This window comes from Arcicella sp. GW458-12-2-14-TSB2 (assembly GCF_059423785.1).
Map to the genome: position 1 here is coordinate 1 of NZ_JBWKYN010000147.1, position 14,874 is coordinate 14,874.

16 protein-coding genes are annotated in these 14,874 nt (G+C 35.9%); 4 read left to right on the top strand and 12 right to left on the bottom strand.

Features of this window, described 5'->3' with window-relative positions:
- Window positions 1-43 precede the first annotated feature (43 nt).
- Window positions 44-391 carry a 4Fe-4S dicluster domain-containing protein gene (locus AC07XN_RS18160; RefSeq protein ID WP_309916782.1) on the bottom strand — a complete coding sequence of 116 codons (348 nt, stop codon included), beginning with the start codon at window positions 389-391 and terminating at the stop codon, window positions 44-46.
- Between the two features lie 189 nt (window positions 392-580).
- Here AC07XN_RS18160 and AC07XN_RS18165 point away from each other — a divergent pair, with 189 nt between their 5' ends.
- Entirely contained in the window at window positions 581-1,603 is a 1,023-nt protein-coding gene (locus tag AC07XN_RS18165; RefSeq protein WP_494744087.1) for an acyl-CoA reductase, read from the top strand.
- Between the two features lie 261 nt (window positions 1,604-1,864).
- Here AC07XN_RS18165 and AC07XN_RS18170 read toward each other — a convergent pair whose 3' ends face one another.
- From AC07XN_RS18170 to trpS, 3 genes are read right to left on the bottom strand one after another with little or no spacing between them, the layout of a single operon-like run.
- Window positions 1,865-2,305, bottom strand: a complete 441-nt coding sequence (locus tag AC07XN_RS18170; protein WP_494744088.1) for a DUF2147 domain-containing protein — start codon at window positions 2,303-2,305, stop codon at window positions 1,865-1,867.
- Window positions 2,292-2,852 carry a phosphatase PAP2 family protein gene (locus AC07XN_RS18175; protein WP_494744089.1) on the bottom strand — a complete coding sequence of 187 codons (561 nt, stop codon included), beginning with the start codon at window positions 2,850-2,852 and terminating at the stop codon, window positions 2,292-2,294. The genes AC07XN_RS18170 and AC07XN_RS18175 overlap by 14 nt, the downstream gene beginning before the upstream one ends.
- A gap of 19 nt (window positions 2,853-2,871) precedes the next feature.
- A complete protein-coding gene (gene trpS / locus AC07XN_RS18180) occupies window positions 2,872-3,843 on the bottom strand; it encodes a tryptophan--tRNA ligase (protein ID WP_309916792.1) in 972 nt (323 codons plus the stop codon).
- A 175-nt stretch (window positions 3,844-4,018) separates the two neighbouring features.
- Between trpS and AC07XN_RS18185 the strand changes: the two genes are divergently transcribed.
- Window positions 4,019-4,702: a DUF2461 domain-containing protein gene (locus AC07XN_RS18185; RefSeq protein WP_309916794.1), complete on the top strand. Its 684-nt coding sequence runs from the start codon at window positions 4,019-4,021 to the stop codon at window positions 4,700-4,702.
- A gap of 3 nt (window positions 4,703-4,705) precedes the next feature.
- Here AC07XN_RS18185 and AC07XN_RS18190 read toward each other — a convergent pair whose 3' ends face one another.
- The 6 genes from AC07XN_RS18190 to AC07XN_RS18215 form a co-directional block, all read right to left on the bottom strand.
- Window positions 4,706-5,878, bottom strand: a complete 1,173-nt coding sequence (locus AC07XN_RS18190) for an endonuclease/exonuclease/phosphatase family protein (protein WP_494744090.1) — start codon at window positions 5,876-5,878, stop codon at window positions 4,706-4,708.
- Window positions 5,879-6,004: 126 nt separating this feature from the next.
- Window positions 6,005-6,946, bottom strand: coding sequence for a DUF8428 domain-containing protein (locus tag AC07XN_RS18195; protein ID WP_309916800.1), 942 nt, complete (start codon window positions 6,944-6,946; stop codon window positions 6,005-6,007).
- A 93-nt stretch (window positions 6,947-7,039) separates the two neighbouring features.
- Window positions 7,040-8,425: a sensor histidine kinase gene (locus tag AC07XN_RS18200; RefSeq protein ID WP_309916803.1), complete on the bottom strand. Its 1,386-nt coding sequence runs from the start codon at window positions 8,423-8,425 to the stop codon at window positions 7,040-7,042.
- Window positions 8,425-9,105, bottom strand: a complete 681-nt coding sequence (locus tag AC07XN_RS18205) for a response regulator (RefSeq protein WP_494744091.1) — start codon at window positions 9,103-9,105, stop codon at window positions 8,425-8,427. The genes AC07XN_RS18200 and AC07XN_RS18205 overlap by 1 nt, the downstream gene beginning before the upstream one ends.
- 131 nt (window positions 9,106-9,236) lie before the next feature.
- Window positions 9,237-9,992, bottom strand: coding sequence for an alpha/beta fold hydrolase (locus tag AC07XN_RS18210; protein WP_309916810.1), 756 nt, complete (start codon window positions 9,990-9,992; stop codon window positions 9,237-9,239).
- Between the two features lie 55 nt (window positions 9,993-10,047).
- Window positions 10,048-11,034 carry a cation diffusion facilitator family transporter gene (locus tag AC07XN_RS18215; RefSeq protein WP_309916813.1) on the bottom strand — a complete coding sequence of 329 codons (987 nt, stop codon included), beginning with the start codon at window positions 11,032-11,034 and terminating at the stop codon, window positions 10,048-10,050.
- A 73-nt stretch (window positions 11,035-11,107) separates the two neighbouring features.
- On the opposite strand from AC07XN_RS18215, the gene AC07XN_RS18220 reads away from it, so the two are divergent.
- A complete protein-coding gene (locus AC07XN_RS18220; RefSeq protein ID WP_309916815.1) occupies window positions 11,108-11,656 on the top strand; it encodes an NUDIX domain-containing protein in 549 nt (182 codons plus the stop codon).
- A 4-nt stretch (window positions 11,657-11,660) separates the two neighbouring features.
- Complete coding sequence (locus AC07XN_RS18225) at window positions 11,661-12,275, top strand: LysE family translocator (protein ID WP_309916817.1); 615 nt, start codon at window positions 11,661-11,663, stop codon at window positions 12,273-12,275.
- 164 nt (window positions 12,276-12,439) lie between these two features.
- Here the strand turns inward: AC07XN_RS18225 and AC07XN_RS18230 are convergent, their stop codons facing one another.
- A complete protein-coding gene (locus AC07XN_RS18230) occupies window positions 12,440-13,978 on the bottom strand; it encodes a GH3 family acyl-acid amido synthetase (RefSeq protein WP_494744092.1) in 1,539 nt (512 codons plus the stop codon).
- A gap of 40 nt (window positions 13,979-14,018) precedes the next feature.
- Window positions 14,019-14,786, bottom strand: coding sequence for a 5'/3'-nucleotidase SurE (gene surE / locus AC07XN_RS18235; RefSeq protein WP_309916822.1), 768 nt, complete (start codon window positions 14,784-14,786; stop codon window positions 14,019-14,021).
- Between the last annotated feature and the right edge of the window lie 88 nt (window positions 14,787-14,874).

The following is a 14,874-nucleotide window of genomic DNA, read 5'->3' on the forward strand; positions in this document are numbered from 1 at the left end:
GATTTATCTCTAAATCAGGGCTTTCAACTAAAATAAAAAATAACTATTCAGCGTGTAACCAGGCCTTTTTAGCATAAAGGGTTTCTTCGTCTTCTTCGTGGTCTGGATCAGGAACACAACAGTCTACAGGGCAAACAGCTGCACACTGTGGCTCTTCGTGGAAACCCATACATTCAGTACATTTATCTGAAACGATGTAATAAAATTCATCCGAAATAGGTGTCATTGGGTCTTTACCTCCGATAACACTACCGTCTTCTAGTTCAACGTCTACTAATTTGGTTCCACCCGACCAAGTCCATTCTACTCCACCTTCATAAATTGCTGTATTAGGGCATTCTGGCTCGCAAGCACCGCAGTTGATGCATTCTTCGGTTATGATAATTGCCATAAAAACTTCGTTTTAATTGTATATGCTTTCTTAAATTGATTTAATACCTCTATCAGAATTTAAAACATTCTATTTCTTTAAATCATTCACAAAATTAACAGTTAAACATTGAATAGCCTATAAAGTTTGGAGACTATTGAAAAAAATATTTCGTTGTATTTGTGTAAATTTGTAAAAAAAGTACAGAAAATGGATTTACAAGCAAGAATTGAAACATTCGTTAGCTTAGGAAATTTCTTAAGAGACGAGGAAAATCAATCAATCATTGAGGAATGGGCAGATAGGGCTTCGCATCAAAACAACTGGTTTACACCCCAAAACACTAAGAATGCTATCAAATCAATCGCTGATTTTTATTTAGATAGAGATACCTTGGAAAGATGGGTAGGGTTATATGAAATACCTGATAGACCTCCGATTATAAAAAGTATTGGTGTGATAATGGCTGGGAATATTCCTGCTGTAGGTTTCCATGATTTATTGACGGTTGTCATTACGGGGCATGACTGTGTAGCAAAGGTTAGTTCGCAGGATTCGGTGTTGATGTTAGCTTTGATTGAAAAGTTGTTAGAAATTAGTCCGACTCTGGGCATTAGAATTAGCGAAAGAATGAACGAAGTAGATGCTTTAATAGCTACTGGTTCTGATAATTCGGCTCGTTATTTTGAATATTACTTCAGAAATAAAGCTCATATTATTCGTCAAAATAGAAGCTCAGTAGCTATTTTAAATGGTAGTGAAACTGAGGATGATTTCTTTGCATTGGGAAAAGACATTACAGATTATTACGGCTTAGGCTGTAGAAATATCTCAAAGTTTTATGTTCCTGAGGATTATGACTTTGTGAATTTTTATGATACTATCGAGCCATTGGGTGATGTTTTTTACCATAATAAATACAAAAATAATTACGATTATAATAAGTCTATTTATTTAGTAAATCAGGTGCATCATTATGATAATGGCTTTTTGATACTGACAAAAAGCGAGTCATTGGTTTCTCCTATTTCAGTTATCTTCTATGAAACTTATGAAAACGAAGAAGATTTAAAACAAAAAATAGCGGATAAAACAGATAAAATTCAGTGTATTGTTTCAAAAGATGCTTGGTTTGAGGGCAGTATTCCTTTCGGAGAAACGCAAATGCCAAAGCTGTGGGATTATGCGGATGGTGTTGATACAATGTTGTTTTTATTGTCATTGAATGACTAAACATAAAACATTCTCATTTGTAGAATCACAAAAAAGCGGTTAGAAAACTAATTTCTGACCGCTAAAACCGTGGTCTGTGGCACACAGAACACAATACTTGACTATTTTGGTTAATAAAACCATCAGTATGAATATTTAACTTTTATGTTCTGTGTGCCACAGAACATGGTTTTAGTTTTCTGATTGCTTTTTGTCTTATTCCAATTTTATCCTTAGCGAGGGACTTAAGTCTCTCGCTAAGGATTGGATAATAATAAATTTTTACTCTGCTCTGACTAAAGTTATTGTTTTACCAAAAAGAGGCTTACCTATAAAACCTCTCAAATCCAACATATTTTTATTTTTAAGAGACATTTTTCCTGATACCGTCCTTCCAGAACGAGCATCGTAAATTTCACCATGTACCCAGCTATTATTCCCTTCAAATACAAATTTGTTCAGAAAAACAAGTCCAAGAATGTGTCTGGTTCGTAATTTTTCTTCTGGATTTTTTGTATCTAAAATGGGCTTGCCATTCACAGTAGGTGACTTTAACCAAACTATTTTTCCAAAATAATGATTGTCCTGCTTAAAAATTTGAATCTTGGATGCTCTGTCTTCCGTAAACCACACGCCTACAATTCCATCAGATTCTTCGCTATTTATAAAAGAGCTCAACAAACACCATATAAAAAGCAATGATAACAACTTAGGACACTTCATGAACATATTTTGATACATAGAATTGATATAGTTTGAATGATATAAAAGCAGTAACCACTCCTATTCCAGCACCTGCCAGTACATCAAGCGGATAATGAACACCTACATAAATACGACTGTATGAAACAATTATTGCCCACAAAAACAGGTATTTAACCCATGAATATTGTTTGCCAACCAATAATATCAAGCATACCACCAAGGTAAACGAGTTAGCTGCATGAGAGGAACAAAACCCAAATTGACCTCCGCAATTGCCTACTACATGGACCAAATGTTGAATAGCAGGTTCATGACAAGGCCTTAGTCGTTCAACTAATGGTTTAAAAAATGATGAACAAATTTGATCAGCTAATGCTACACTTATTACTATCGTTAGAATGATAGCAATCGATTGCTTTTGATAACGCCATATTAATAACCCAATGATAAGCACGTAAAGGGGAATCCAAGAGTTTCTTGCCGAAATCCACGCCATAATTGGGTCTAAAGTAGTAGTATGACATGAATTGAGCCATAAGAATACTTCTGTATCAAGTTGATTCATCAAAATTATCTTATAAAATTTAAAAATTCATTTTCTCACGAACCCGCTCGATAGTGGTTTTGGCAATTACTTCGGCTTTGGCTTCGCCTTCTTTTAATTTTTGCTCTAGTTCAGGAATATTATTCATGTAATAATTAAATAATTCTCTTTCTTTGGCAAATTCACGTACTAATACTTGGTGTAAGGCTTGTTTAGCATGCCCATAGCCATACCCCCCTGCTAAGTAATTGGCTCTCATTTCTTCAATTTCTTCGACTGAGGCTACTAAAGAATATAGTTTAAAAACATTATCAGTCTCAGGATTCTTAGGTTCTTCTAGTGGAGTAGCATCGGTAACAATCTTTTTTACGGCTTTCAACAAATCTTTTTCATCCAAGAAAATATCAATATAGTTTCCATAAGACTTTGACATTTTCTGTCCATCCGTACCCGGAATCACCATGACGGTTTCATCAATCTTAGCTTCTGGTATTACCAGCGTATCTTCGCCATATTGATTATTAAACGCTCCGCCCAAGTCTCTTGTCATTTCAAGATGTTGACGTTGGTCTTTTCCTACTGGAACTAAATGTGCATCATATAGCATTATATCAGCAGCCTGTAATACTGGATAGGTAAATAACCCAGCATTTACATTAGCTAGTTTTTCAGATTTTTCTTTGAAACTATGTCCATTCGCCAACATAGGGAAAGGTGTAAAGCAACTTAAATACCACATTAATTCGGTATGATAACCTGCTAATCTAGATTGGCGATAGAAAAAATTCTTGTCAGCATCAAAACCACAAGCTAACCATGCTGCGGCGATGGCATATGTATTGTCACGGAGTTGTTTTCCGTCTTTTAAAGAAGTAAGTGTATGTAAATCGGCTATAAACAAAAAAGATTCGTTAGCTGGATTTTTTGATAATTCGATGGCTGGACGAATTGCACCCAAAACATTGCCTAAATGTGGTCTGCCTGATGCTTGTATGCCTGTTAGAATGCGCATTTTAAAAAAGGGTATAATCGTAAAATAAAATGTGTAACTGATGTTAATATTTTGCAAAATTGAGTAAAATCCATGAATCCATCAAATCGTGTTCCCTGATTTTACGTAACTTCACGAATTAAGTATTTTTAACCTAATAAATTATCGTTTTTTTATCTCCTTAAAATTGTCAAGAATGGCTGTTCCTACTTCAACTTTCGATTACCTAAATTTACTCAAAGAAAACAATACCCGAGAATGGTTTCATGCCAACAAAAAAACGTATGATGGTGTAAAGGCTGATTTTGAAGCTACTATCAAAGAACTGATTGGTGCTATTGGGGCTTTTGAAGATATGACTGGCGTTGAAGTAAAAGACTGTAATTACAGGATTGCACGCGATGTTCGGTTTAGCAAAGACAAAGCACCTTACAAAACATGGTTATCGGCTAGTTTTTCGGCAGGCGGCAGAAAAGCGGGCAGAATGGACTATTACCTTCATATTGAAGATGGCAAATCATTTATAGGGGGCGGTATGTATTCGCCTACACCCGAACAATTGGCAAAACTCCGACAAGAAATTGATTATAATGCTGCCGAATTAAAATCAATTATTTATAAGCCTGACTTTATAAAGACATTTGGTGAGGCCGAAGGGGAATCAGTAAAGTCGGCCCCAAAAGGATATTCAAAAGAGCATCCAGAGATTGAATTGCTGCGTAAAAAACAATTATTTTTCTGGCATAAATTTTCAAACGAAGAAGTATCGGCGGATAATTTTGTTCAAAAAGTAACTGAAGCATGCTTTATTCTAAAACCATACTTAGACTTTTTGAACTATATTTTCTTTGATGACCAAGAGCCTGCCATAAAATTGTAGCTTTTAAAAAATTGAAGCAAAAACATTGTTCGAATTATTTGAAATCTTATTAGGGCTTTTTAACACATATTCTGCTATCACAGGGAAATGGTCTGAGATATTAAAATCTGAAATAGTATGACACGACTGCACTTGCCATTCTGCACTAAAGAATTGCTGGTCTATTCTCACACAGTACGGTTGTCTGTTCAAGGTAAATCCCAGACCTTTACCTACCTCCTCAAAGGCATTTTTAAAGCTTAAACTCAATTTTCCATAAGCATACCCAAATGGTGTTTCGTTGAAATCACCACAAATGATAACGGGATATTTACTGCCTGCTACATACGACTCTACCTCTTTCAACTGTTCGTTTCTAAACTCAAACCCTTGTTTCATCTTATCAAAAGTATCCATGATTTCCAAGGCAAATTGTTTAAACTCGCCATTCTTCAAGGCATCTATGCTCTGATTGATTCTTACGCCCATAGACCATAAATGTGCATTTACTACCCTGACGGTATCGTTACCATAAGCAATGTCAGCACAGATAAAACCATTGATTTTAGGGCCATAGGCTTTGTCCCAAATCTTACTATATTGGTTAACGATTGGGTACTGAGAAAACAAAGCCAGACCTACAGAACGCTCTTTATCAAAGGTTGTTAGTTTTTCAATCTTATTTGAATATTGTGCTTCAAGGTGTTGATTAGGTGAATATTCTTGAAAACAAGCAATATCCGACTTTAAGGCACTCCATTTTGAGTTTCCTTCTGCATTTTCAGCAAAACATTCTCCATTAAAACTCAATACTTTCAAGGTATTCAAAGAGGTAATTTCTTTTGTATTAGCATTGTTGATGCTTATAAAACGCTTCATGATGGGAAAGGCCATCAATACCCAGATAAAGCCAATAGTGGCCATTACTTTCTGTTTTTTGTATAATAAATAACCGCTTGCTATCAACCCTACTACAAAGGCAATGGGCGAGCTCATCATGATAAAACCTGCTATCCAATGGTCAAAAATTGGATAATGACAAAAAGACATTGTAATGAACAGATAAGAAAGGGCGGTATAAGCTAGAGGAAACTCTTTGAATTTCTGATAAGCAACTCGTAGTCCATCAATGATACTTGACATTAATAAGCTTGGAAAGACGAATAAGATTTGGAAAAATTTGATGTATAATATCATAGCATTAGTGAGTTTAAGGTTGGTGTGTTATCAAACAATTGTGCCGAACAAAAAAGATATTGCTCCCTTTAAAAACTAAAGACGATGTTTGTTCAACATCGTCTTTTCATTTTATTCATTCCATCATTACTTAACTTGAAATGAACCATTTCCGATTTTGAACCCTTCGGAATATAACTCTATGTTATATTTCCCTGATTGATAAGAAGAACTTTTACCGTAAATGATGTCCACTTTTTGGTCATTATTTTCAAATGGAACACTTTGTTTGAAGCTGTACCCTAGTTCTTTTCCATCATAATTTACTGTTCCTGCCGAACCATCTTCGCTTACAACCGCTCCGTTTTGATCTAGAATTCTAACAAAAATTTCTTTGTTGTTTTTCTCAGCCACAGGATTAGAAGGCATGATAAATGAAATCTTTAATTTATTGATTTTTGATGCTTTATACAAGCCTCCCTCACGCACTTTACCATTAGATGCCAATGCCGCTACTTGTACATTGATAGCTTTCATAGCACTTGCCATCGTTACTTTACGTTTCAAATCATCATTTTGTGAAGAATAATCAGAAACTGTTTGAACTAATGAAGCTTTTTCAGTTTTCAAGCCAGTGTTTTCAGTAACTACTTGTTGTTTCTCTTCTTCAAGTGTTTTGGTACGTGCTATCAAGTTGCCATTTTCTTCTTGCAATTTGCGAATATCGTCATCTTTAACAGTCAAGAATTTTTCGTATTCTCTGATTTTAGTATCGTATTTTTGAACAGAGAAATTAAAATCAGATTTTAATTTCTTTTTATCATTTTCTAATTGAGCTTTTACGTTTTCTAATTCAGTAACATTGCCACCCAATTTTTTAATTTCAGCTATTTTATCGTTTAATACAAAAGCAATAGAGTCTAGTTTAATCTGAGTACTTGATAACTGTTCAACTTTAGTTGTAAGTGAATGTTGAAGCTCAAAAGTTTCGTTTCTAGCTCCCATGAATAAGTAACTTAATAAAGCTACAATACCAATCAGAACGCCTATAGTAATTTTGAATACTCCTTGATTGTTGTTTGATTCCATGATTGTTCCTGTTTAAGTAATTGTTGTTGTTTTTGATGATACAAACTAACACGCCTTAACTTAAACAAGAATTAAACTCACATTAAATTTACCTTAAAATTGCTCAGTGTTTTTGGGAAATGATAACGTGAAGATGGTTCCGTTTTTATCAGATACTACTGTGACTTCCCCTTTGTGTAAGCGAGTAACTTGTGAGACTATCGCCAAGCCAACACCATGTCCTTTGGTAGCCTGAGCAGTGGCATTGCTCCGATAAAATGGATGGAAGATGAAGGGTAAGTCAGACGCCGGAATAATCGAGCCTTTGTTCATGAATGATATTTTAATACCTTCTTCGTTGGCTAAGAAGGTGACAATTACTGTATTATCATCTGAAAACTTACAGGCATTGTCCATTAGATTCATCAATACTACCTTTAATGATGCTTCATTGCCTTGGATAATTAACGATTCTTCATCTTCGGGGAAGTCTAGGAAATTAATTTGTACCTGATAATCCTCATGCCATTTTTGAAGTTGCCCTTTAGTTTCCCACAGTAACTCATCCATTCGGATAGGCGTTTTTTGTACACTTTCTGAACTGACGATGGTATTTGCCAAGTTTAAAAGAGTATTGGTTAGCTGAATTAAGGTAGTAGTGTCTTCTTTTAAAGAATTTAAGCTTTTTTCATATACTTCTGGACTCCTTTTTTGCATTAAGGCTACGTCTATCTGCGAATATATTTTGGTAAGAGGATTCTTTAATTCATGCGAGACATTGGCAATAAACATTTTTTGCATAATCAGGGCATCCTCAATCCTATCTAATAGTTGGTTAAAAGTAGCCACCAACAACCCTATTTCATCTGAACGATTGGGATGTTCTACCCTTTTGGCGACATACTCTGGGAAAATACCATTTACCTGTTTAATAATACCCGACATTGGTGCCAGTGCCCTATCAGCGAAAAACCAACCTGATAGTCCTAGTAGTAAAATACCTGCCAATATCATAATCATCAAGATTCGCCTCAGGTCCTCCAAGGCTTCTATGCCATTTTTATCAATAGCACTTACTACCACCCAGTTGTCCGACTCTCCTTTTTTTAGGTGTATGCCCAGTACCTGATAGTCGCCAACACGGGCGTAGGTAGTAATCTGGTCAGATTTCATCAAGGGCAACAACTGTTGGCGTGAAAGCAGATTGCCATTGTTGGATGAAAACACAATCATCTTACTGATTTCATCATACACAAAAATATTTTCATCAATCAATAATTCTTTATCCGAAATATTGACCAATCTCAATACTGTCGAATCAGTTGCTTGTAAATCGAAGAGTAATGTGGTGGTAGTGATGGCACGGTCTTGCAGGCGTTTATAAAAACGTTTTTCAAGATACAGCTTACTAAAGAAATATACTCCTACTGAAAAAAGTAGTAAGATGGCCGTTACCAATGCGATGAACTGGTAAGTAAGTCTGGAGCGAATATTAATCATCAATTTGGTATTTTCAGTACATAACCCATCCCAATCTGTGTATGTAAAAGTTTTGTTTCAAAATCTTTGTCAATTTTTTTGCGGACAAAGTTTACATATACTTCTATGACGTTAGTACCCGTATCAAAGGTTACATCCCAGATTTTTTCGGCGAGTTCAGCTTTAGAAATTACGCGTCCTTGGTGCCTGATAAAATATTCTAGCAACGAAAACTCTTTGGCTGTCAATACGATTTCTTTACCCCCCCTCGACACACTCTTGCTTTCTAAATCCATTTCCAAATCAGATATTTTCAGCGTATTAGCTGTTTGTATAGAACCTATGCTTCTGCGGGTTAAAGCACGGATTCTGGCCATTAATTCTTTGAATTCAAAGGGTTTTACCAGATAATCGTCGGCACCACTATCAAGCCCGATGATTTTATCATCAGTAGTACCAAGGGCTGTGAGGAGAAGGATTGGAAAAGAAATGCCATTTGCCCGAAGTTTTTTGCAAAGTTCTAAACCATTAATGCCGGGTAAGATGATATCAGAGATGATTAAATTATAATGATTGCGAGAAGCGAGCTGAAACCCCATATTGCCATCATAGGCTACATCTACTTCACATTGCTGTTCTTCAAGCCCTTGTTTGATGAGTTGCACCGTCTTTATTTCGTCTTCTATTACTAATATTCTCATACGATGTTCGTTTGCTTTAATCAAAATTAAGGAATATTAGCCAGAAAGAACTATAATGAAAATTGTAAAAGGCGTATTTTAAGGGAATTTTAATGTTTAATGAAGATTTTTAAAGACTCTAAAAGCATTTATTAGTTATTTTCCAGCAAAATAGATTTTACAAGTTCATAACGTTCCGTAGTGATTAAATGCCCGTTTTCGGGTAAATAAATCAAGCGATGAGGGGCATTTTCTAAGGAATTGGCCACAAACTGTCCATTGGTTGTTTCAATAATCCAATCTTTCCCCCCTTGCAAAATGGTAACGGGGCAAGTAATTTTTCGCCAAAAAGGCAATAGTTTTTTTAATTCCTTTACATGGCTAAACTTTTCATCGCTAGCTGCATTGATATATTGAGGTAAAAATAACCTTGCGAATTTTGAATTGATAGGCTTTGAAAACCACCAGAATTTTTCGACAGATGGGTCGCATGCGGGTGATACCAATATCAAGGCTTTTATAAATGCAGGATATTCTGCGGCCATTCTAGCAGCCACACCTGCCCCATACGAACGCCCCAACAAAACAACGCCCGAAGGTTTTTTAATCTTAATGATTTGGTAGAATATTTTGGCTTGCTCTTCGATAGAAGCCACCTTATGTCCAGAATTATTATAGCCTGCACGGTCGGGTACTACTATTTGGTATTTTTCCAATAGCAAACTATCTGCTAAAAATTCTTTATACCCCGACCACGCCCCCGGAGCACCATGAATCAAAAAAAGCATAGGTTTGGTAGTATCGCCAGACGACGCATAGAAATACTTGTTGCCTTCGTAATTAAAGTATGAAAAGTTGGGTTTGGGTGGGTGCTGACTATAATATTTATCAACGGCTTCGTCGTTCATTTTGAAGCTCTTCAAACATGAAATACAACTTACAATGAGTAAAAGGATGACAACTTTATGAAATGTCTTCAAGAAAATGCTTCTGATTTAGTGATAAATTTATTTTATTCCATTCAATATTTTTAGTCTGCTCATACTGCCTGATAGGGCAATTTTCAATTTTGCAATGATGACAGCAATCTGGCAAACATGGGTCGGCATGAATAAAAAACTCTACGTTTGAGTCAAATTCTTTGCCTAAAATTTCTTCAAACTCATGTACAGTATCATGTACTTTATCTAATACCCAATAGTTGGGTAAAGTTAGGTGACAGTCAATGTGGAGGTCGGAACCGTACTCTTGTATCCTCAGGTTATGGACATCTATCCATTCTTTCTTTTGATTATTTTTGAGGATTTCTACGATACTATGTAGGATATTATCATTGGTTTCATCCATTAATCCCCCAATGGATTTTCTGATAATTTTGATACCACTAATGCCCATAAAAGCAGCAAAAATGATAGAAGCTACGCCATCTATCCATAAAGCCCCTGTGAGAATGATTAAACCAATAGCAATAATCAGAATAATACCACTCATAGCATCTAATTTTAGGTGTTTCCCATCTGCAATAAGTGTTGGTGAGTTTTGTTTGGCTCCTTCTTTTTCTATCGCATAACCTAAAAAATAATTAATCAAGGCACCCGCCGAAATAATAACCAGACCAACGTTTAGGTCGTTTAAAGGCAAGGGATTAACAAAACCTTGTACCGAGTGAAATATGATAAATATACTGGCTAGCGTGATAAGTACGCCTTCTAATCCTGCTGAAAAAAATTCGATTTTGCCATGTCCATAAGGGTGGTTCAAATCTTTGGGAAGCGATGCTAAATAAACTGCATAAAAAGCAAAACCACTGGCTACTACATTAATGATTGATTCTAGCGCATCCGTTAGGATAGCACTTGAATAAGTTAAATAATAAGCAACGAATTTTACAATCATCAATAGTGTACTCACCACAAATGATGTAAGTATTAATTTATATTTAGGAGACATTCTTCGTATATTTAATCACAAAGGTACGAAATTCATATTTTAATTTTAGAACATACTATTATACCTTTGCAAAATGACAACTTTTGATAATCCTTGGAAGACGATATCGTCTCGTGAAGTTTATGATAATCCGTGGGTAAATATTCGCCACGAAGAAGTAATTAAGCCCAACGGCGAAGCAGGTATTTATGGTGTAGCTCATTTTAAAACAAGGGCTGCTGCAATTTTACCACTCGACGAAGAAAACAATACTTGGTTAGTTGGCCAGTATCGATATACTTTAAACGAATATACATGGGAGATTCCCATGGGGGGTGGCTCTTTTGAGGTAGATATTCTGGAATCGGCTCGGCGTGAATTAAAAGAAGAAACAGGCATAGAAGCAGAAAAATGGACGGAACTAGGAAAACTTCATACATCAAATTCTGTAACCGACGAGGTTGGTTTTATGTTTCTGGCAGAAGGTTTAACCTATGGAGAGGCCGAACCAGATGATACGGAGATTTTGGTGTTGAAGAAAGTGAGTTTAGTTGAAGCAATCAGAATGGTAATGGATTCCGAAATTACGGATTCATTAAGTATTGCAACAATTCTGAAAGTGGCACGTTTGAAAGGAATTTAATTTTATGATAATTAATGCGATTGTTTTTGGATTCCTTTATGGATTCTTATTGTGTTTTACTTTTGGGCCGGCGTTTTTTAGATTGATACAAACTAGTATTGATATTGGGTTTAGAAGAGGAGTATTAATTGCGGGGGGAGTAACGGCTGCGGATGCTATTTTGATGTTTTTTGCAGTATTTGGCACTAGTTTTCTACCAAAGTTTCAATATTTCAATGTTACTATTGCCCTTGTTGGGGCATCTATTTTGTTTATCCTTGGGTTCAATAGTTTATTTAAACAGCAAACCCAATTGGTATATCCTAAATCGAAATTTGGCTCTTTCCTATACTACTTTACGTCAGGTATATTGTTGAATTTACTCAATCCTTCAAACTACATTGCAGTTTTCACTACGTCTACTTACTTAACTAGTGTAGAAGGCTTTAGCCTTAATGAAACCATTATTTTTTTCATAGCAAGCTTATGTGCTACGATGTTAGCTGAATCGTTGATTGCTTTCTATGCTCAGAAAATGAAGAAGGTATTAACCCCTAAAATTTTAAGGAGAATCAATCAAGTAGCTGGTATTATTTTTATTATTTCAGGGCTGCTGATTCTTTGGAAGCAGTTTTTGTAGGGGGATAGCTGTGAGTTATGAGATTTGAGCTGTGAGTCTTAAAAGTAATATTTTTACCCGCTGATTTACAGAGATTTTCTCGCTGATTTTCGCAGATATAATGTATCAGCGAAAATCAGCGTAGTTAATCTGCAAAATCAGCGGGTAAAATGACAACTCACAACTTATTTAATATACGCTTCCCATTCAGCGATTAAGTCTTTTTTCTTCAATACTCTCGGGAATTTATGTTGTCCGCCTGTTTTGCCTTTAGATGCCATAAAATCATAAAAGGCTTTCACTGGCAATACACTGATTTCCAATCCTTTTAAAGCATGTTTTCGCTCTACAGGATAATCATCATTGATTCTGCAAAGAGTTTCGTCTATAAATTTTAGCAATTCCTCAGCATCCACTTGATCATCCGTCCCCACATACCAATGATGCCCGAAGGTATCTTCCAGCCTTTTACCTACCACCGTAAATTCTCTTATATCGATATTAAATTGCTTGCAAGCCAATTCAATAGCTTTATTCATATTGTCTACAGAAAGGTGTTCTCCACAAAGACTCAAAAAGTGCTTTGTTCTGCCTGTAATAATAATTTCGGCTTGTTTTTTATTGGTAAACTTGATGGTATCGCCAATCAGATAACGCCACGCACCCGATACTGTAGAAATCAGTAAGGCATATTCTTTCCCCTCCTCTATTTCATCTATCATCAATGTTTCTGGGTATTGAACCATACTGCCGTCTTCATCGAAATTGCGGTCATTAAAAGGAATGAACTCAAAGAAAATACCATTGTTCAACACCAACTGCATATCGCTATTGGGGTGGGTCTGATACGCCAAAAAGCCCTCTGAAGCCAAATATGTTTCAATGTAAGTAATCGGTCGACCAAGTAATTTGGCAAAACCTTGCTTGTAGGGCTCAAAACTTACTCCGCCATGACAATATATTTCTAAATTCGGCCAGATTTCATGGATGTTTTTCAGGTTATATTCTTTGATGATTTTTTCCATCAAAATCTGAATCCACGCCGGCACCCCTACAATAAAACCGATATCCCAATCTTTTGCTTTCTTCGTTATTTTATCTAATTTTTCACTCCAGTCGGCAGTTTCAGCAATTTTTTTTCCAGGTTTATAAAAACGCTCGAACCAAAACGGGATTTTTCCTGCGGTAATACCACTCAAATCACCTTCAAAATAATCACCTCTATCCTGCAATTTTGTACTTCCACCCAGCATTAAATAGCCTTTTTCGTACAATTGAGAAGGGAGGTTTTTATAAGCAGACAATGCCAAAATTTGGCGAATGGAAGTCCTGTGGATGGCTTTCACCATGTCTTTCGTAACAGGAATATGCTTGGAAGCGGCCTCAGAAGTACCCGAACTCAACGCAAAATATTTTACATTCCCTACCCACGAAACATTCTTTTCTCCTGCCAAAGTCTTGTGCCACCATTCTGCAAACATTTTGTTGTAGTCATAAACAGGAACAAGCTTCTTATATTTTGTATAGAATTCTTTATCGTCCGAAAACAATGCAGCATTCATAATTTCCTCAAAATGATACTTCTCTCCAAATTGCGTAAAACGTCCTTTGTTCAACAACTTCACCAAGGTCTTACGTTGAATCTTCGCTAAATTAGATTTTGGGCGTTTTATTAAGCCTGTCAATCCGATACCTCTTTTTAAAATATTGCCAACTATTGCCATAGGAATTAATTCGTCAGAAAAAGTTTAAAGTTTTTACCTATTAAAACCATTCTTTGATGGTATCAAGTGCTTGATAGTCTGTTAAATCAAATTTTGCAGGAACAATTGAAACATAGTTTTCTGCTAAAGCATCTTCATCATTTCCACCTGCAGTATCTTTATTTTGAAGAAATCCATCCATCCAATAATATGACTTTCCATACGGGTCTTGTCTTTCTTGAAAGGTCTCGCGATACAAAGCATCAGTTTGTCTACACACCTTAATGCCTTTAAGGGGTTCATCAGATTTTTTAGGAAAGTTTACATTCAAGGCAATGCCTTTAGGTAAGCCATTTGCCAATACTTTGTTTGCAATCTGAATGATGTATTCTTCTGTATGCGAAAAGTCGGCTTCAGCACCAAAATCACACAACGAAAAACCAATCGCTGGGATGCCTTCTATGGCTGCTTCTATCGCAGCCGACATAGTACCACTGTAAATTACTGAAATAGAAGAGTTTGAGCCATGATTGATACCCGAAACTACTAAATCTATTTTCCTACCTTTTAATAAAAAGTGTTTCCCAAATTTTATACAATCAGCAGGTGTTCCACTGCATTGATAAGCCTCTACATTAGGTAAAAAATCCTTTACTGGGTTCACTCTGAGTGGTCTGTCTAACGTAATTGCATGGCCCATTCCAGACTGGTGACTATCGGGCGCTACTACGTATACCTCGCCAATCCTAGACATAATCTCTGCTAATGTTTTTATCCCTTTCGCCGCTATTGAATCATCATTAGCAATCAATATGAGTGGTTTTTGCATTGTTTGTAATCAGTATTTTAAAAATCTGCGTTTGTTGTATCAAATTTACTGTTTTAGCTTCTTTTAGCTCTAATTATTATTATTAAAT